15 protein-coding genes are annotated in these 17,780 nt (G+C 53.9%); 5 read left to right on the plus strand and 10 right to left on the minus strand.

The window, feature by feature from the left end; genetic code table 11:
• Positions 1–4 precede the first annotated feature (4 nt).
• From H8K27_RS03960 to rfbB, 7 genes are all read right to left on the minus strand, one after another.
• Positions 5–565 carry a sugar transferase gene (locus H8K27_RS03960; RefSeq protein ID WP_186862023.1) on the minus strand — a complete coding sequence of 187 codons (561 nt, stop codon included), beginning with the start codon at positions 563–565 and terminating at the stop codon, positions 5–7.
• A complete protein-coding gene (locus H8K27_RS03965) occupies positions 562–1,521 on the minus strand; it encodes a UDP-glucose 4-epimerase family protein (protein ID WP_186861874.1) in 960 nt (319 codons plus the stop codon). Before H8K27_RS03965 ends, H8K27_RS03960 begins: the two co-directional genes overlap by 4 nt.
• Before the next feature lie 19 nt (positions 1,522–1,540).
• Positions 1,541–2,326: a glycosyltransferase family protein gene (locus H8K27_RS03970; RefSeq protein ID WP_186861875.1), complete on the minus strand. Its 786-nt coding sequence runs from the start codon at positions 2,324–2,326 to the stop codon at positions 1,541–1,543.
• 207 nt (positions 2,327–2,533) lie between these two features.
• Complete coding sequence (rfbD, locus tag H8K27_RS03975; protein ID WP_186861876.1) at positions 2,534–3,439, minus strand: dTDP-4-dehydrorhamnose reductase; 906 nt, start codon at positions 3,437–3,439, stop codon at positions 2,534–2,536.
• Entirely contained in the window at positions 3,436–3,981 is a 546-nt protein-coding gene (gene rfbC / locus H8K27_RS03980) for a dTDP-4-dehydrorhamnose 3,5-epimerase (protein ID WP_186861877.1), read from the minus strand. The genes rfbD and rfbC overlap by 4 nt, the downstream gene beginning before the upstream one ends.
• Positions 3,982–3,983: 2 nt before the next feature.
• The gene (rfbA, locus tag H8K27_RS03985) at positions 3,984–4,880 is read right to left on the minus strand and encodes a glucose-1-phosphate thymidylyltransferase RfbA (RefSeq protein WP_186861878.1); all 897 of its coding nucleotides are present in this window, start codon (positions 4,878–4,880) and stop codon (positions 3,984–3,986) included.
• Positions 4,877–5,944: a dTDP-glucose 4,6-dehydratase gene (rfbB, locus tag H8K27_RS03990; RefSeq protein ID WP_186861879.1), complete on the minus strand. Its 1,068-nt coding sequence runs from the start codon at positions 5,942–5,944 to the stop codon at positions 4,877–4,879. Before rfbB ends, rfbA begins: the two co-directional genes overlap by 4 nt.
• 603 nt (positions 5,945–6,547) lie before the next feature.
• Here rfbB and grpE point away from each other — a divergent pair.
• From grpE to can, 5 genes are all read left to right on the plus strand, one after another.
• On the plus strand, positions 6,548–7,138 hold the full coding sequence (gene grpE / locus H8K27_RS03995) for a nucleotide exchange factor GrpE (RefSeq protein WP_186861880.1): 591 nt from the start codon (positions 6,548–6,550) through the stop codon (positions 7,136–7,138).
• A gap of 167 nt (positions 7,139–7,305) precedes the next feature.
• Complete coding sequence (gene dnaK, locus H8K27_RS04000; RefSeq protein ID WP_176804032.1) at positions 7,306–9,240, plus strand: molecular chaperone DnaK; 1,935 nt, start codon at positions 7,306–7,308, stop codon at positions 9,238–9,240.
• 121 nt (positions 9,241–9,361) lie between these two features.
• Positions 9,362–10,480 carry a molecular chaperone DnaJ gene (dnaJ, locus tag H8K27_RS04005; RefSeq protein ID WP_176804031.1) on the plus strand — a complete coding sequence of 373 codons (1,119 nt, stop codon included), beginning with the start codon at positions 9,362–9,364 and terminating at the stop codon, positions 10,478–10,480.
• A gap of 228 nt (positions 10,481–10,708) precedes the next feature.
• Positions 10,709–11,317, plus strand: coding sequence for a chalcone isomerase family protein (locus H8K27_RS04010; RefSeq protein ID WP_186861881.1), 609 nt, complete (start codon positions 10,709–10,711; stop codon positions 11,315–11,317).
• A 124-nt stretch (positions 11,318–11,441) separates the two neighbouring features.
• Positions 11,442–12,110: a carbonate dehydratase gene (can, locus tag H8K27_RS04015; protein WP_186862024.1), complete on the plus strand. Its 669-nt coding sequence runs from the start codon at positions 11,442–11,444 to the stop codon at positions 12,108–12,110.
• A gap of 9 nt (positions 12,111–12,119) precedes the next feature.
• Here can and H8K27_RS04020 read toward each other — a convergent pair whose 3' ends face one another.
• The 3 genes from H8K27_RS04020 to H8K27_RS04030 form a co-directional block, all read right to left on the minus strand.
• A complete protein-coding gene (locus H8K27_RS04020) occupies positions 12,120–14,270 on the minus strand; it encodes an NHL repeat-containing protein (protein ID WP_186861882.1) in 2,151 nt (716 codons plus the stop codon).
• A gap of 103 nt (positions 14,271–14,373) precedes the next feature.
• Positions 14,374–15,069 carry a two-component system response regulator KdpE gene (gene kdpE, locus H8K27_RS04025; RefSeq protein WP_186861883.1) on the minus strand — a complete coding sequence of 232 codons (696 nt, stop codon included), beginning with the start codon at positions 15,067–15,069 and terminating at the stop codon, positions 14,374–14,376.
• Entirely contained in the window at positions 15,066–17,780 is a 2,715-nt protein-coding gene (locus H8K27_RS04030; RefSeq protein ID WP_186861884.1) for a DUF4118 domain-containing protein, read from the minus strand. The genes kdpE and H8K27_RS04030 overlap by 4 nt, the downstream gene beginning before the upstream one ends.

A 17,780-nucleotide genomic window follows, 5' to 3' on the forward strand; every position in this document is an offset into this window, starting at 1 on the left:
TGCCTCAGTGAGTAATACCGTCGCGGCGGACTACTTTAAAAAAGGTCATCCAGAGTATGCGGAAATCCATCAGCAGTGACTGATGCGCCAGGTAATAGGCATCCATCTCCACTTTGACCGGGATGGGTAATTCATCGCGGCCATTCACCTGTGCCCATCCGGTCAGTCCGGGTGGAATGGTATGGACCTGTTTTTCCGTTCGTAGTGCAATCAGGTCATGCTGATTAAACAGCGCCGGACGCGGCCCGACGAAACTCATATCGCCTTTCAGGATGCTCCAGAGCTGTGGCAATTCATCCAGGCTGGATTTTCGCAGAAAAGAGCCGACTGGCGTCAGGTATTGTTCCGGTTTATCCAGCAAATGCGTCGCCACAGCAGGGGTGTCAATACGCATGCTGCGGAACTTTGGCATACGGAAAATTGCATTGTTTTTGCCGACACGGTCGGACCAGTATACGGCGGGGCCGCGCGAAGTCAGTTTGACCAGCAGTGCTGTGATCAGGATTGGCAGCAGCAGGATGGCGGTTGCGATCAGGGAGAGCAATAAATCGATCAGACGTTTCAGCATAATTCAGGAAAGGAAGCGACGGTAGCGGCCAGACCCTGTTCGACTGAATAGGGGGGCGTCCAGTTAAGCAGGCGATTTGCTTTGCCGATATCAACTTGTAATGACAGGCACAGGCGCTCCGCCATCGCAGTTTTTCCGGCAAATTTCGCGCCAGCCATCAGCCAGGAGGCAGGAACCGGCAGCAGGTGCGCCGGTCTGCGCATGGCATGTGCACAGATTTGCAGTAATTCTGTGGTGGATAAATCCCTGCCATCAGATACCAGAAAAATCTGCTGGCGGGCTGCGGGGTGCCGAAGACATACGGTAATCAGGTCGACCAGATTACCGATATACACAAAGCTGCGGCGGTTATTGATGCGGCCAAACGGCAGCGGAATTCCTTTCCTGACCCAGCGCAGCATGTTCAGGAAATTGGCTTTGACACCCGGTCCATAAACCAGCGGCGGCCGGATAATGGTGATGCTCATGCCGGTATCCTGCCCAAGTTGCAGTAATGCCTGTTCTGCTTCCTGTTTTGAGATACCGTAAGGATCATCTGCCTGCGGCGGATCTGTTTCGTTGAACGGATGCCCTGCCGTCGTCAGTTCACCGTTCACTTTGACTGAGCTGATGAAAATAAATTGCCTGACGCCTACCCGGGCTGCCTGTCGCGCCAGTGCCAGAGTGGCTGACACATTCACGGCACGAAACAGTGACATTGGATCAGTCGCTGTTTCGTGCATCACGTGCACTCTGGCCGCGCAGTGAATCACGGCATCGGCCTGATGCAGCCAGGATGACCAGTCGGTATTTTCTGTCATGCCATCAATTTGCGGATTGCTCAGCAACGGATGTGTCCATGTCAACGGCCGGCGCGAGGGACAGACGACGGTTTTTCCCTGCTGTATCAAATAATGGGCAACGGCCTGACCCACGAAACCACTGGCGCCGGTGATCAGAAGATGTTTTTCCATAGACGGATTCATGGGCTGATCAATAGGAGCCTGGCACTGGACGCGAATAAACAAAATATTTACGCGACAGGAATTTCAGGAAGCTGCGGATAAACCAGTTGGCATGCGGTGACAGGACGCTGCGGTTTTTATGCGCTGCAAAATGTACCGCTTTCAGATGCGGGTAATAGCGTACTCCTTTTCCCAGCTTCAGATAGGAGCGGTAGCAGATGTCGACATCTTCAAAATACATGAAATAACGGTCATCAAAACCCTGCAGCTGTTCGTAATGTGCAGCATCGAACGCCAGAAATGCGCCGGAGGCCCAGTCGACATGGGTGGTTGCCGGTAAGCGGCTTTTGTCGTATGGCTGGGTCAGTGATTTGACAATCGCCATCCGGAGCGGCGACAGCCAGTCCGGAAACAGCCGCACGTTGGCATCCGGTGTGGTGAATTCATGATCTTTGTACAGATTCAGTGTTGCCAGCGGAAAGGCATCCTGTTGCATGTCGTGAACCAGTTGCCGCAGCACGGCAGGTTCAATGGCGATATCCGGATTCATGACGACAAACACATCTTTCACCTTTAAGCCGACACTGTTCTGAATTTGCCGGAACAGGAAATTGTTATTGGCGCCAAAACCGAGTCCCGGTGAGGCATTGGTATAGGAAATGCCATGCTGCAGGCAATAAGCTTTCAGTCTGGCAGAGGGCTGATTATCCTTGATCCATAGATGCAGGTCGTCCTGCGCGTCCAGCAGCCCGCCCAATTGACTGGAGATCAGCAGATCTTCATGGCCGTGGCTGATGATAGCGACATGAATCATGAGACAAAATCCTGTGTGGTTTTATGATGAAATTATTTTGCCTGAGCATAGGGTGCGGTATGCATACCGCTGACTTGCTGTGAGGCACCGGATCAGGTTATCGCATTGTAAGCGCGGAGAGCTGCATTGTGTGCGTTATCGTCATTCAAACTCTGGTGAACTTCTGCGATCATCTTCGCACCGCCTCAGCGCAGTGCGCTGACGATCTCAGCTCAGGCAGGTCGCCAGTGCCTGTTGCCAGCTTGGTAACGTAATGCCAAACCGCTGACGGATGCTCGTTGTATCCAGGCAGGAATTCACTGGCCGGATTGCCGGTGTCGGATATTCTGTTGCCGGTATACCGTGCAAAGCAGGAGCTGTTTTGCTGAGCAAACCGTGTAGTGCAGCCCGGTGCAGGATTTCACCGGTAAAACCATGCCAACTGGTATGGCCGGTGGTCGTCAGGTTATAAATACCCTGATGCTGTTGCCACCATACCTGCGGGTTACTTGCCTGTGCCAGCTGACCTACGATGGCTGCCGTTGCATCGCTGATGGTTTGGGAAGAGGTCGGTGCGCCCCACTGGTCGTTGACGACACGCAGTTCGTCCCTTTCATTGGCCAGTCTCAGCATGGTCAGCAGGAAATTTTTACCAAAACGGGAATACACCCAGCTGGTGCGGAAGATCAGGTATTGGCAGCCGCTGGTAATGATGGCCTGTTCACCGGCCAGCTTGGTCTTGCCGTACACATTCAGCGGGTTGGTCGTATGGTTTTCCTGATATGCCTGCAAGCCGCCTTCTGCATTACGCAGGCTGCCGTCGAATACATAATCGGTGGAGTAGTGGATCAGGCCAATCCCGAGTTCTCTGGCGGCCGCTGCCAATGCAGACGGTGCCAGGGCATTGACCGCATGAGCGATTTCAGGTTCGCTTTCGGCCTTGTCGACCGCTGTATAGGCAGCGGGATTGATGATCAGATCAGGACGTGTGGCGAATACATAATCACGGATCTGATCGAGACGGCTCAGGTCGAGATCGGCCCGGCCCGGAGTCGTCAGCTGATGCGAGTGACCCAGTTGCTGCTGCAAGGCATGGCCGACCTGTCCGCTGACACCGGTAATCAGAATTTTCATGCAAATACCTCGGCATCAGCCAGCAATTTTCCCTGCTGGTCTTTGGCGGATAAGATGGGAGCGTCCTGAATCGGCCACTGAATGCCGATTGCCGGATCATTCCACTGCAGGCTGCGTTCATATTCTGGTGCCCAGTAATCAGTGGTTTTGTACAGAAACTCTGCCTTGTCGCTGGTCACCACAAAGCCGTGGGCAAAACCGGGAGGTATCCACAGTTGACGCTGGTTTTCCGCTGACAGCACAACACCGGTCCATTGTCCAAAACGCGGTGAACTCTTGCGCAGGTCCACCGCCACATCAAATACCTCGCCAGCCACGACCCGCACCAGTTTGCCCTGTGCCTGCTGAATCTGATAATGCAGGCCGCGTAAAATATTTTTGGCCGACATCGAGTGATTGTCCTGTACGAATGGCAGGTCTACACCGGTCAGCTCGGTAAACTTCCGTGCGTTGAAGCTTTCAAAGAAAAAACCACGCTCATCACCGAATACTTTGGGTTCGATGATCAGGACTTCAGGCAGGCTGGTAGGAATGACTTTCATGCTTAAAACGATTTTTTCTGTAAAAGTTGTAACAAATAACGCCCATATTCATTTTTCTTCAGCGGCTGAGCCAGCTTCTCGAGCTGCTCCGCACTGATGTACTGCCGGCGGAACGCAATTTCTTCCGGACAGGCAATCTTCAGTCCCTGGCGTTTTTCAATCGTCGCCACAAACTGTCCTGCTTCCAGCAGAGACTCATGCGTGCCGGTATCGAGCCAGGCCATACCACGTCCCATCAGCTCCACATTCAGTTGGCCTTGTTTCAGATACACGTTGTTCACATCGGTAATTTCCAGCTCGCCCCGCGCTGATGGCTGAATCTGTGCCGCGATATCACAGACTTGCTGGTCGTAAAAATACAGACCGGTCACCGCATAGTTGGATTTCGGCTGCACCGGCTTCTCTTCAATGCTGATCGCCTGCCGGTTACCATCAAACGCGACTACTCCGTAGCGCTCCGGATCATGCACATGATAAGCAAAGACCGTGGCACCCTGGTCTTGGGTATCGGCATGACGCAACTGCGGCTCAAAATCATGGCCGTAATAAATGTTGTCGCCCAGAATCAGCGCTGAGGGCGCGTTGCCGATGAATTCCCTGCCGATAATAAATGCCTGGGCCAGTCCATCCGGAGATGGCTGGACGGCGTATTGCAGATTGATCCCCCATTGGGAACCGTCGCCCAGCAACTCCGCAAAGCGGGGCGTATCCTGAGGCGTGGAGATGATCAGAATGTCACGCATTCCCGCCAGCATCAGCGAGGTCAGCGGGTAGTAAATCATCGGTTTGTCGTACACCGGCAGCAATTGCTTGGAAATGGCCTGTGTCACCGGATACAGACGGGTGCCGGAGCCGCCCGCCAGAATAATGCCTTTACGGCTGCTCAAAGAAAAACTCATGCCGAATCCTTTGTACGATATTGCAGATCAACCCACTTCATGTAATCCCCGGACTGCACCTGGCCAACCCATGCATCATTGGCCAGATACCATTGCACGGTCTGGCGCAATCCAGTGGCAAACGTTTCTGCAGGCTTCCAGCCCAGCTCCCGCTCAATCTTGCGGGCATCGATCGCATAACGGCGGTCATGGCCCGGGCGGTCCGTGATATGACGGATCTGGTCCCGGTAGCTGCCGCTTGCCTTGGGGGCGAGTTCGTCGAGCAGATCGCAGATTGCATGTACCACACTCAGATTGGTCTGCTCATTCCAGCCGCCGACGTTATAGGTTTCCCCGGTACGCCCGGCTTCCAGCACCCGGCGGATCGCCGCGCAATGATCGGTGACAAACAGCCAGTCGCGCACCTGCTGTCCATCGCCATAGACCGGTAAATCCTTGCCGGCACGGGCATTGGTGATGATCAGCGGAATCAGTTTCTCCGGGAAATGATAGGGGCCATAGTTATTCGAACAATTGGTCGTCAGCACCGGCAGGCCATAGGTGTGGTGATACGCGCGCACCAGATGATCCGATGCCGCCTTGGAGGCGGAGTAGGGGCTGTTCGGCGCATACGGTGTCGTCTCGCTGAATGGCGCATCGTCCGGCCCCAAAGTGCCATATACCTCATCGGTGGACACATGCAGGAAACGGAATCCGGTTCTGGCTTCCCCTTCCAGAGTATTCCAGTAAGCGCGGGCCGCCTCCAGCAGACTGAAGGTGCCATTGACATTGGTCGTCACGAAGGCAGCGGGACCGTGAATCGAACGGTCGACATGACTTTCGGCGGCAAAATGCACGATGGCACGTGGGCGGTGCTGTGCAAACAGGGACTGCAAGGTGGCGGTGTCACAGATATCGCCCTGGACAAACAGATGGCGCGGGTCGTCGCGCAGGCTGTGCAGGTTATTCAGATTGCCGGCGTAGGTGAGTTTGTCGTAGTTCAGAACGGCTTCATCAGATTGTGCGAGCCAGCTTAAGACGAAATTGGCACCGATGAAGCCGGCACCGCCTGTAACAAAAATCATAAACAACCCCTGTCAGAACCGCTTGTTGTAATGGTAAAGCTGCGATTTTACTTGAGATAACAGGGAATACCACGGATTTTGTCAGACTTTCCAGCAGTCAATGACCGGCACGAGGCTCAGAAAAACCTGATCTGGACGGGCGACGAGGATGAAATGCAGATCCAGATCACGGCTGCAATCGTATAGATGAATAATAGTAAAGAGATAATGGTTGTTTTCATTATCTGCTCCTGATCAGTCGGGAAAATGAAGAATACGCCAGCGCCTTTGCCTGCGGGACGGCGTATTGACCTGAGTATGTAAGGTGTGCCAACAGTGCTGATTCCAGCATAGGGTCGCGCGGTGGCCTTGTCCGTAAAAAGTTGTTTGTTTTTTGTTACTGAATGTATGAAATAGGACTTACGCAAAGTTGCTCCGGCAAGGCATGGCGACGAAGACAGTACGAATAGTACGGCTAGGAGCCATAACGCCGCTGGGGCGGTTTTGCGTAAGTCCTATGAAAACAAGTTGCAATCAAAATGTCCGCACCTCACAATCGCGGACTTGAAAAAATGCGGATCATCCCCAATTGCCGCTTCAATATGTTATTGACTGGAGAAACAGATGCAAGAGCAAGAAAATCAACAGACAGAACAGGCTGCGACGGATAATGCAGCGACACAGGCTGCTGCTGAAAAAGATGTTGCCGGAGCAACAGAAACGATTGTTACCGGTGATACACCGCATGAGGTGATTGAAGACAGCGCCAAGCGCATCGCTGAACTGGAAGCGAAAGTTGCGGAGCTGCACGATGCCTTTATGCGTGCCAAAGCCGATGGTGAAAATATCCGCCGTCGCGCTCAGGACGATATTGCCAAGGCACATAAATTCGCAATTGAAGGTTTTGCCGAAGCCATGGTGCCAGTCAAGGACAGTCTCGAAATGGCACTAAAAGTCGAAACGCCATCCGTTGAGTCGCTGAAAGAAGGCGTGGACATTACATTGAAGCAATTAGTTGCCGCTTTTGAAAAAAACCGCCTGCAGGAAGTGAATCCGGCTCAGGGCGACAAGCTCGATCCGATGAAACACCAGGCAATCTCGATGGTACCCGCTGAGCAAGAGTCCAATACCGTGGTATCGGTATTGCAAAAAGGTTACACCATCGCTGATCGCTTGTTGCGTCCGGCGCTGGTGACAGTGGCACAAGGCAAGTAAAAACGTCAAAAAACATAAAAAACGTAAAAAAACACGTAAAAATTCCTTGAAAACCGTGTTTTTTACCTTATATCCGAAACAGACGAGCTGGACAGCCTGATTGCAGTACCATTAGTCTCAGCAGCTCACCAACATCACAAATAAAATCTATATATTGAGGGAACATCATGGGAAAAATGATCGGTATTGATTTGGGTACAACCAATTCTTGCGTTGCAGTCATGGAAGGCGGACAGCCAAAAGTGATTGAAAATGCAGAAGGCGCGCGCACCACGCCTTCTATCATCGCTTATCAGGAAGACGGCGAAATTCTGGTCGGTGCATCGGCCAAGCGTCAGGCTGTCACCAATCCAAAAAACACACTGTTCGCAGTCAAGCGTCTGATTGGCCGTAAATTCGAGGAAAAAGAAGTCCAGAAAGACATCGGCCTGATGCCTTACACCATTTCCAAAGCGGATAACGGCGATGCCTGGGTTTCCGTGCGCGACAAAAAACTGGCGCCGCCACAGATCTCCGCTGAAGTTCTGCGCAAAATGAAAAAAACTGCCGAAGATTATCTCGGCGAGGAAGTGACAGAAGCCGTCATTACCGTACCGGCTTATTTTAACGATGCACAACGTCAGGCAACCAAAGATGCTGGCCGTATCGCTGGTCTGGACGTCAAGCGCATCATTAACGAACCAACCGCTGCGGCGCTGGCTTTCGGTCTGGATAAAAAAGAAAAAGGTGATCGCAAGATTGCCGTCTACGATCTGGGTGGCGGTACCTTTGACGTTTCCATTATTGAGATTGCAGACGTAGATGGTGAAATGCAGTTTGAAGTTTTGTCCACCAACGGCGACACTTTCCTGGGCGGCGAAGACTTCGATCAGCGTGTGATCGACTACATCATCGATGAATTCAAGAAAATCAATGGCCTGGATCTGTCCAAAGATCCTATCGCCTTGCAGCGTATTAAAGCTTCTGCCGAGCGTGCGAAGATTGAATTGTCCAGCTCCCAGCAGACAGAAATCAATGAGCCTTACATCGCGATGGCCAACGGCGCACCAGTGCATCTGAACCTGAAGATCACCCGCGCCAAGCTGGAAGCACTGGTGGAAGAGTTGATCCAGAAGACCATGGAACCATGCCGTCTGGCGATCAAGGATGCCGGTGTCAAGACATCAGATATCGATGACGTGATTCTGGTTGGCGGTATGACCCGTATGCCTAAGGTGCAGGAGCTGGTCAAGGAATTCTTTGGCAAGGAGCCGCGTAAAGACGTTAATCCTGATGAGGCCGTGGCTGTTGGTGCCGCGATCCAGGGTTCCGTATTGTCGGGCGACCGTAAAGACGTGCTGCTGCTGGACGTGACACCGTTGTCCCTCGGTATCGAGACACTGGGTGGTGTGATGACCAAGATGATCCAGAAGAATACGACCATCCCGACCAAGTTCAGCCAAGTATTTTCGACTGCCGATGATAATCAGCCTGCAGTCACGATCAAGGTGTTCCAGGGTGAGCGTGAAATCGCTGCTGGCAACAAAGGACTTGGCGAATTCAACCTCGAAGGCATTCCGCCAGCACCACGCGGGACACCACAGATTGAAGTGACTTTTGATATTGATGCGAATGGTATTTTGCATGTCGGCGCAAAAGATAAGGCAACCGGCAAGGAAAACAAGATCACGATCAAAGCTAACTCCGGTCTGACTGAAGACGAAATTCAGAAGATGGTAAAAGATGCCGAGCTGAACGCAGAAGAAGACAAGCGCGTGAAAGAACTGGCTGAATCCCGTAATCAGGGCGATGCGCTGGTGCATTCCACCAAGAAGGCATTGGCTGAACACGGAGACAAGCTGGACGCTGGTGAAAAAGAAAAGATCGAAGCTGCAATCAAAGAACTGGAAGACGTGCTGAAGTCCGGCGACAAAGCTGAGATCGACACCAAGCTGGGCGCTTTGTCGACGGCATCACAGAAACTGGGTGAAAAAGTGTATGCGGATATGCAGGCTCAGCAGGCTGCTGCAGGCGCAGCAGGTGGTGCCGCCGGTGCTGAAGCCAAACCGCATGACGACGATGTGGTTGATGCCGACTTTAAAGAAGTGAAAGACGGTAAATAAATCTTCAGCCTGACGGGGTGATCCGTCATGATGCGCCGGGTCACTCGCGCTTTGCGATGTCACCCGGCGTTTGCGCTTAGTCTGCCCCAGAGCGGACAATGAATACAAAGGTTAACTAAAGATGGCGAAGCGTGATTTTTATGAAATTCTCGGAGTCGGTAAAAACGCCTCTGAAGACGAAATCAAAAAGGCTTATCGCAAACTGGCGATGAAATATCATCCGGACCGTAATCCGGATAATAAAGTCGCGGAAGACAAGTTTAAGGAAGCCAAAGAAGCTTACGAGATGTTATCCGACAGCCAGAAGCGTGATGCTTACGACCGCTATGGCCATGCCGGCGTCGATCCGAATATGGGCGGCGGCGGTGGCCCGGGTGCAGGTGGTTTCGCCGATGCTTTTGGCGATATTTTCGGAGATATTTTTGGCGGTGGCCGTCGCAATGCCGGCCCACAGGTTTATCGTGGCGCTGATCTGCGTTATAACCTTGAAATTACGCTGGAACAGGCTGCAAACGGATTTGACACCACGATTCGCGTGCCGAGCTGGGATGAGTGCGATACCTGTCATGGTTCCGGCGCCAAACCCGGTACCTCTCCGGTAACCTGTACCACGTGCGGCGGTCATGGTCAGGTGCGCATGCAGCAGGGATTGTTCAGCATCCAGCAGGCTTGTCCGAAATGTCACGGCACCGGCAAAATGATTCCTGAGCCTTGTACCACCTGTTCCGGTGTTGGCCGGATCAAACGGAACAAGACCCTCGAAGTCAAGATTCCTGCCGGGATTGATGATGGCATGCGGATCCGTTCATCCGGTAATGGTGAGCCGGGTGTGAATGGCGGCCCGCCGGGCGATCTGTATGTTGAAATTCATATCAAGCAGCATCCGGTATTCCAGCGCGAAGGCGATGATTTGCATTGCGAGATTCCGATTTCTTTTGTGAAGGCAGCCCTGGGTGGTGAGATCGAAGTGCCGACGCTGAGTGGCAAGGCGTCGTTCACCGTGCCGGAAGGAACCCAATCTGGTAAAACATTCCGTTTGCGCAGCAAAGGCGTCAAAGGAGTGCGTTCCGGTTATGCCGGCGACCTGTTCTGCCATGTTGTGATCGAGACGCCAGTGAAGCTGACCGAAAAGCAAAAAGAGTTGCTGCGTGATTTTGAAAAGCTGACTGTAGAAGGCGGTTCCAAACACAGCCCGCAGAGTAAGAGCTGGATGGATAAGGTCAAGAAGTTCTTTGAATGAGCGCTGGTTCACCGTGAGTAAGCAAAGCCCTGCCATGTGCGGGGCTTTTCTTTTAGCAGATTTACCGGAAAGCGGCGATGCGACCGGATTAGGTGGCGCGCTCGAAAAAACAGACGGATTTTTCAGCCGGAATCGGTTAAGCTAAAGCGCCATGCAAACAATTACATCATGATCATGGGCATCAGACGGCGAACATCGCGCTGATGAAAAATATTCACAGGAGACAATATGCGTTGGAATCGATATAAATGCTGGTTGGCAGGTTTGGGATTGTTGATAGGTACGAGCGCGCAGGCTGCAACCACCGATGTGGCAGGTGTGAAATTCGAGGAGTCCGTGCAGGTGGCCAATACCGATCTGCATCTGAATGGGGCAGGCATCCGCTATAAGGCGATTTTCAAGGTATATGCGGCCGGACTGTATCTGAAAGAGAAAAAAACAACTGTGCCGGACGTGCTGGCATCTGCCGGACCACGCCGCGTTACGATCGTGATGTTACGCGACCTGAGCAATGAAGATTTTGGCCGCGGTTTTATGCAAGGCATCCAGCAGAATACGGATAGGGCAGAAAAAGCAAAACTGACATCCCAGTTCCTGCGCTTTGGTGAGCTGTTTGCATCGGTTCCCGAACTCAAAAAGGGCGATGTTATGACGAATGACTGGATTCCGGGCGTTGGGACGATAGTTTCACTCAATGGCAAGAAAATGGGGGAGCCTTACCCGGATCTGGCTTTCTACAATGCACTGCTGCGCATCTGGCTGGGTGAGAATCCAGTGGATCGTGGCCTGAAAAAAGCCATGCTGGCAGAAACAGAAAGCAGAAACAGCTATCACTGATGGATTTCGCATCATCTTGCACTAGATATTAAACGCAGCAGCCTTCAGGCGCTGCGTTTTCTGTTTATGCAGACTTACTGCATAAAGGTTAGAATCACGCCTGTTTTCATATCAGGAACCGATGATGACTAATCAGAAACGCACTGACTTAACGCCAGAACAGTTGTTTGAAAACAATCGCCAATGGGCACAGTCTATCCGCAATAAGGATGCCGACTTTTTCAAAAAACTGGCCGCACAGCAAACTCCCGAATATTTATGGATAGGTTGTTCAGACAGCCGCGTTCCCGCGAATGAACTGCTGGGGATGCTGCCAGGCGAGTTATTCGTGCACCGGAATATTGCCAATGTGGTTGTGCATTCCGATCTGAACTGTCTCTCAGTTTTGCAGTTTGCGGTCGATGTGCTGGGGGTCAAGCACATCATCATCTGTGGTCATTATGGCTGCTCCGGTGTGCACGCAGCGATGACGGGACGCCGTGTCGGTCTGGCAGACAACTGGCTGCGCCATGTGCAGGATGTGCATCAGAAACATGAACGTTATCTTGGCGAAACGCTGGACATGAAGCAGCGCACGGATCGTTTGTGCGAGCTCAATGTGATCGAGCAGGTCGTCAATCTGTGCCAGACCACGATTATTCAGGATGCCTGGGAGCGCGGACAATCTGTCACGGTGCATGGCTGGGTCTATGGCCTGCAGGATGGATTGCTGAATGCACTGGGCATGACGATCAGTTCTCAGGAAATGCTGGCAGGCCAGCTGGCGGCCAGCCTTGCCAGATACCAGGAATAAGCGGCCAGGCTAGGGAATCCGGATAGCCAGATCGCGGTGGTGGCTGGCACGATTGCCGTGAAAATCTTCCGCCATGATGCGAATGATGTAGTCTCCCGCAGGAAGCGCAGGCAACATCAGCTGCGCTTCTTTGGCATAGCCGTCTTTCACGAGATTATTTAGCTGATACAGAAACCGGGTCGTGGCATTGCCGTGTACGGTGATGCCACTGCCTTCTGCGTAGGCGACTTTGACCGATTCGCTGTCCGGTGGCAGTTGATTGAATTCGATGTTGATAACCGGTTCCGCATACCCGGGCAAAGGCTGTTCGTCAGCCCGCAACAGTTGATAACCCAGCCGGTAAATTCCCAGCCGCCGTCGCGCCAGATTGCTGTCGCTTTGATCATAGGCCTCCACCACCAGTCTGAGCGGCTCTGTGGCAGAGGGCAACAGGATACGTCCCGCCTGTTTTTTGAAAGCCTTGCCGTGCGCACCGTACACCTGAATCTGCTCAATCACTGGCGGCATATTGTCCCTGATGCCGGGAAATGGCAGTGCCAGGGGATTGAACTGACGTCCGTTCAGGCTGTAATTCAGGTGAACGTGATACATGCGGTTGATGCTGCCCAGCAGATCGCCGGTCCGGAAACGGGTACCGCGCGGGATTCTGACTGCATCGGCCTTTCCCTGCTCATCCGATAAAATCTGGAAACGCTGGCTGTCCAGTAACTGGTCCTGGCTGTCGCGGCCGACTTTCATGTGAATGTAGGAAAACTGATCGATCTTCATTCCTTCATTCAACGTGCTATAGCCCCAGGCACTCACCAGTTCCCGGATTTTCTCGTCATGCACTGCGTAGACGCCGCTGCCCAGATTACCCTGAATGTCGATGCCGCTATGAAAATGGTCGCGCGCATCTGCACCAGTCTTACCACGGACTTCACCCATCGTTCCCACGATTTCATGGGCTGCCTGAAATGGTTTCAGCGGCCAGGGCAGGCTCTTTTCAGGGAAAACCGTTTTGATATCGGCAACCGGCGACGGCAGCAGATTTTCCTGCGGATTTTCTGCCGCTGCGGTACTGAGCTGGTAGATCACGCTGATCTGGGAATCTGCCACAATCAGCTCGCCGGCAGCGCTGATGCAGAGCCCGGCAGGAATACCGATGCGCAACGTCTGCTCCGTTGCAGTTGCTAAATCTGCGTCAGAGCCTGTGATATCGCGCAGTTTTCCATCCGGCTGAAGCTGCAAAATTCCCCCATGTCCGGTATCGCCGACATAAATCAGGCCTCCCGGCGCTGCTGCAATCCCGACCGGACGCCGCAATGGTGATTGACGGTCTTCTTTCGCAGACTGATACAGTGTACGGACATCGCCGTTCGCCGAAATTTGACGGATGGCGTGATTGCGCGTATCTGCGATCAGTAGCTCTCCCTGTGCGTTGATGGCGATGCCGCCGGGTGTATCGAATAAGGCATCTGTACCACGCCCATCGCGGTAGCCATGATGCTGGCCGCCTGCCACGGTCGTGACGATGCCGTCGCGGCTGATACGGCGTATCTTGTCGTTATACGTGTCGGCAACGTACACATTTCCCCGGTTATCCACCGCCAGCGCCACCGGGCTCCGGAATTGCGCCTGCCGCGCCGGGCCATCACGGTCGCCCGGTTGTCCGTTGCCTGCCAGCGTGCTGACCTGCCCCTGCGTGGAGATTTTACGGATGGCATGGTTGCCGGTATCTGCCACATACAGATTGCCATCCGTATCAATGGCGATGCCGGACGGTGTATTGAATGCCGCCTGCTGCCGTTCACCGTCGGTGAAGCCTTCCGTGCTGCCGGCAAAGGTGCTGACCTGCCCATCCGGGCTTATTTGGCGGATCAGGTTATTTTGCCCGGCATCGGTCAGATAAAAATTTCCCCGGGTATCCTGCACGATGCCAAACGGATCGTCGAAACGTGCCTGCAAGGCAGCACCATCGCGCTTGCCGGTATTGCCGTCACCCGCCAGGCGACGCACATGCGGTTGCCAGTCATGGGAGGCGACAGAAATTTGTTTTAGCTGACCGCTCTTGCCATCATGGCTGAAATCAGCACGCTGGCTGATCAGGAAAACGATACCGGCAGCCAGGCTGACAGCCAGCAGAATCGCGATGGTGTTTCTGGAAAATAAAGTGATCACAACAGGTACGGTTTATTGAAATTTTAGTCTTGAGCTTATCGTATTTCTGTATAGATCGCTATTGATTTTGAGTGAGTAAAGTGTATATGGGGGCGACTATTATTTAGTGAATTATCAGCCGATAACCTACGCCGGTTTCGGTTAAAAAGTATTTAGGCTGAGCCGGTTCTGCTTCAAGTTTCTGGCGCAAATTCGCCATGTAAATCCGCAAGTAATGACTGCTTTCAGAATGATTCGGTCCCCACACTTCTTTCAGCAATTGCTGATGCGTGAGCACCTTCCCGGCATTACGCGCAAGCACGGACAGCAGGCGATATTCGAGCGGACTCAGATGCACCGGCATACCTGCGCGCGTCACGCTGCGCACGGAAAAATTCACGCAGACATCGCCGAATTCGAAGCTCGCTTCGGACTGCGAATTGGCCGGTTGGCGCCGTCGCAGATGCGCGCGTATCCGGGCGATCAGTTCGGCAGCGCCGAAAGGTTTGCTCAGATAATCGTCGGCGCCGGCATCGAGCGCTGCGACTTTTTCCATTTCCTGGGTTCTGGCTGAGAGAACGATGATCGGCACTTCGCTCCAGCTGCGCACATCGCGTATCACTTCCAGTCCGTTCAGGTCAGGCAGGCCGAGATCCACAATCAGCAGATCCGGTTTGCGGGTCGCGCAGCTGATCAAACCTTGTTTGCCGGTTTCGCTTTCGTACACGAGCATGCCTTCGGCTTCCAGCGCTGCGGTCAGGAAACGGCGTATCTGTTTTTCATCCTCGATCAGGACGATGTGAATTTTGGAGTCGCTCATTCGAGTTCATTTTCTATTGTCGGCGGCAGAGCAGGGGCGTTCCCCAAGGGCAGCGAAAAGCTAAAGCGCGCACCGCCTTCGCTGCGATTCTCAGCCCAGATTTTACCCCCATGCGCGTTGACTATGCTTTCGCAAATTGCCAGGCCTAAACCGACGCCGGGGCTGGCGGCTTCGACAGCGCCGCGGGTGAATTTCTCGAAAATAAGGATGCCGGCCGGCAGGCCGGGACCATCGTCGAGCACGCTGACCTGCACGGCATCGGCCTGCTTTTCGGCTGCGACGACGATTTTACCGAGTCCGTATTTGGCGGCATTTTCCAGCAAATTGCACAGCACCCGCTCCAGCAGAACTGCATCGAAAAACAGTAGAGGCAGATCGGCCGGAATGCGGGTTTCCAGGTTATGCCCCTGCAGAACATGACTGCTTGCGCGCAACGCGCTGCCGACCACTTCTTCCAGCGGTTGCCATTGCTGGTTCAGCGTGACCTTGCCCGACTGCAGCCGCGCCATGTCGAGCAGATTCACTACCAGGCCGCTCATGCGCAGCGCTTCCTCATGAATCGCCAGGCTTAATTCGTGACGCTTGACGTCAGACAAGTCCGCCTGTTCATGCAAGGTGCTGGCAAGCCCGACGATGGCCGTCAGAGGAGTGCGCAGATCGTGCGAAATCGCCGACAGCAGCGAATTGCGCAAACGCTCGGCTTCCATGCTGATCAGTGCATCTTGCGCGACATCGACGTAATGTACGCGCTCCAGCGCGAGCGCGATTTGCGCCGCGAACGTGTCGAGCAGTTGCTGCTGTTCCGGCTGAAAAATCTGCCGCGTATCGTTAGGTGCGATCGCCAAAACGCCGCGCGTGCGCATAGGCGCGCGCAGAGGCAGATACAGCACGGCGTTCGAAGGCAGGGTGTTGGTGCCGAGACCGGCTGCCTGATGATGATCGTATACCCATTGGCCGACGCTGGTGTCGATATCGCTCAGTATGCCCTGCTGGTTCGTATCGGCGATAGGCTGGCGAATTTTTTCGTGGCTGTCCGGCAGTAGCACGGCGACCTTTGCCTGGAATACCGGCGCCAGATGCTCGATGCTGATTTCTATGATTTGCTCGACCATCAACGCGCCCGACAAGGCCTTGCTCATCGTGTACAAGGCATCTGCCCGGCGTTCGCGATAATGCGCGACCTTGGCCTGAAAGCGCAGATTCGCCATCAGGTTGCTGATCGTCAGCGACACCGCCAGCATGATCGCGAATGTGAACAAATACTGGCTGTCGCTGACGTTGAACGAGAAGCGCGGCGGCACGAAAAAATAATCGAAGCTGGCGACGCTGATGAAAGAAGCGAGTATCGAAGCGCCGCGCCCGAAACGGATGGCGACGAATACGACCGCCAGCAAATACAGCATCACCACATTCGCTAGGTCGAAAACGCGCGTCAGGCCAGCGCACAACAGCGTCGCAGCCAGGCAGACTGCAACCGTCCACAGATAGGACGAGAGCGGGGTAGTTTCGCCCGTATCGAGATCAATGTGACTGTTTTCGGCGACACCTTCGCTTTGCCGTGCAGAGCCGTCGAGATCGTGGCCGACCATCACTACGTCGATATCGGTCGTGCGGCTCGCCAGTTCGTCGGCCAGGCTGTTGCGCAGCAGACGCGACCATACCGGGCGCAAGGATTTTCCTATCACCAGTTTCGAGACATTGCGGCTGCGCGCGTAACTGAGCAGTAATGTCGGCAGACTGTCGCCAGCCAGCGTGGTGGTTTCCGCACCGAGTTCCTGTGCGAGTTTCAGTGCCTTGAGTATCGCTTCCTGCTGCCCCGCTTTGAGCTTGCCTTGTTTTGCCGTTTCCACGTAGACCGCGATCCAGTCGGCGCGCAGGCTCGCGGCGAGCCGCGCCGCGCCGCGTACCAGTTTGCTCGCGCTGGCATCGGGGCCTATGCAGACCAGCAGACGCTCTTTCGCCTGCCAGACTTTATTGATGGATTGGTCGGCGCGATAATCGCGCATCTGCACGTCGACCTGATCGGCGGTGCGGCGTAAGGCAAGTTCGCGTAAAGCGATCAGATTTCCTTTGCGGAAGAAATTCTTGGCGGCGCGCTGTGCCTGATGTTCGAGATAGACTTTGCCGTCCTTCAGGCGGCGCAGCAATTCGTCGGGCGGCAGATCAACCAGCGTAATCTCATCGGCCAAGTCGAAAATTTTGTCGGGTACGGTTTCCCACACGCGTATACCGGTGATCTGGCCGACCACATCGTTCAAGGTTTCCAGATGTTGAACGTTGACCGTCGTGTACACATCGATGCCCGCGGCCAGCAATTCTTCCACGTCCTGCCAGCGTTTCGCGTGGCGCGATCCGGCGACGTTGGAATGGGCGAGTTCATCGACCAGGATCAAACCGGGGCGACGTTCCAGCGCGGTATCGAGGTCGAATTCCGCAAGCATTCTGTCTTTATAGCGAATTTTTTGCGACGGCAAGACATCGAGGTCTTGCGTCATCTTGATGGTGTCCTGTCTGCCGTGGGTCTCGACGATGCCGACTACGACGTCGATGCCTTTTTGTTTTTGCGCATGCGCTGCATTGAGCATCGCATAGGTTTTACCTACCCCGGCGCAGGCGCCGAAAAAAATCTTCAAATGTCCACGCTGTTGTTTAGCGTCTTCACGCTGAATTTTATCCAGCAAGGCGTCCGGGTCGGGGCGGTAATCGTTCAT

The organism is Cognatundibacterium griseum (genome assembly GCF_014284195.1).
In the GTDB taxonomy this organism is placed as follows: domain Bacteria; phylum Pseudomonadota; class Gammaproteobacteria; order Burkholderiales; family Burkholderiaceae_D; genus Undibacterium; species Undibacterium griseum.

Bases quoted from the DNA above. Each gene is read 5' to 3' on its own strand.
- rfbC (WP_186861877.1), bottom strand. From the start codon at position 3,981: ATGAAAGTCATTCCTACCAGCCTGCCTGAAGTCCTGATCATCGAACCC.
- rfbA (WP_186861878.1), bottom strand. From the start codon at position 4,880: ATGAGTTTTTCTTTGAGCAGCCGTAAAGGCATTATTCTGGCGGGCGGC.
- H8K27_RS04010 (WP_186861881.1), top strand. From the start codon at position 10,709: ATGCGTTGGAATCGATATAAATGCTGGTTGGCAGGTTTGGGATTGTTG.
- rfbB (WP_186861879.1), bottom strand. From the start codon at position 5,944: ATGATTTTTGTTACAGGCGGTGCCGGCTTCATCGGTGCCAATTTCGTC.
- H8K27_RS03965 (WP_186861874.1), bottom strand. From the start codon at position 1,521: ATGGAAAAACATCTTCTGATCACCGGCGCCAGTGGTTTCGTGGGTCAG.
- can (WP_186862024.1), top strand. From the start codon at position 11,442: ATGACTAATCAGAAACGCACTGACTTAACGCCAGAACAGTTGTTTGAA.
- rfbD (WP_186861876.1), bottom strand. From the start codon at position 3,439: ATGAAAATTCTGATTACCGGTGTCAGCGGACAGGTCGGCCATGCCTTG.
- grpE (WP_186861880.1), top strand. From the start codon at position 6,548: ATGCAAGAGCAAGAAAATCAACAGACAGAACAGGCTGCGACGGATAAT.
- kdpE (WP_186861883.1), bottom strand. From the start codon at position 15,069: ATGAGCGACTCCAAAATTCACATCGTCCTGATCGAGGATGAAAAACAG.
- H8K27_RS03970 (WP_186861875.1), bottom strand. From the start codon at position 2,326: ATGATTCATGTCGCTATCATCAGCCACGGCCATGAAGATCTGCTGATC.
- dnaJ (WP_176804031.1), top strand. From the start codon at position 9,362: ATGGCGAAGCGTGATTTTTATGAAATTCTCGGAGTCGGTAAAAACGCC.
- H8K27_RS04030 (WP_186861884.1), bottom strand. From the start codon at position 17,780: ATGAACGATTACCGCCCCGACCCGGACGCCTTGCTGGATAAAATTCAG.
- dnaK (WP_176804032.1), top strand. From the start codon at position 7,306: ATGGGAAAAATGATCGGTATTGATTTGGGTACAACCAATTCTTGCGTT.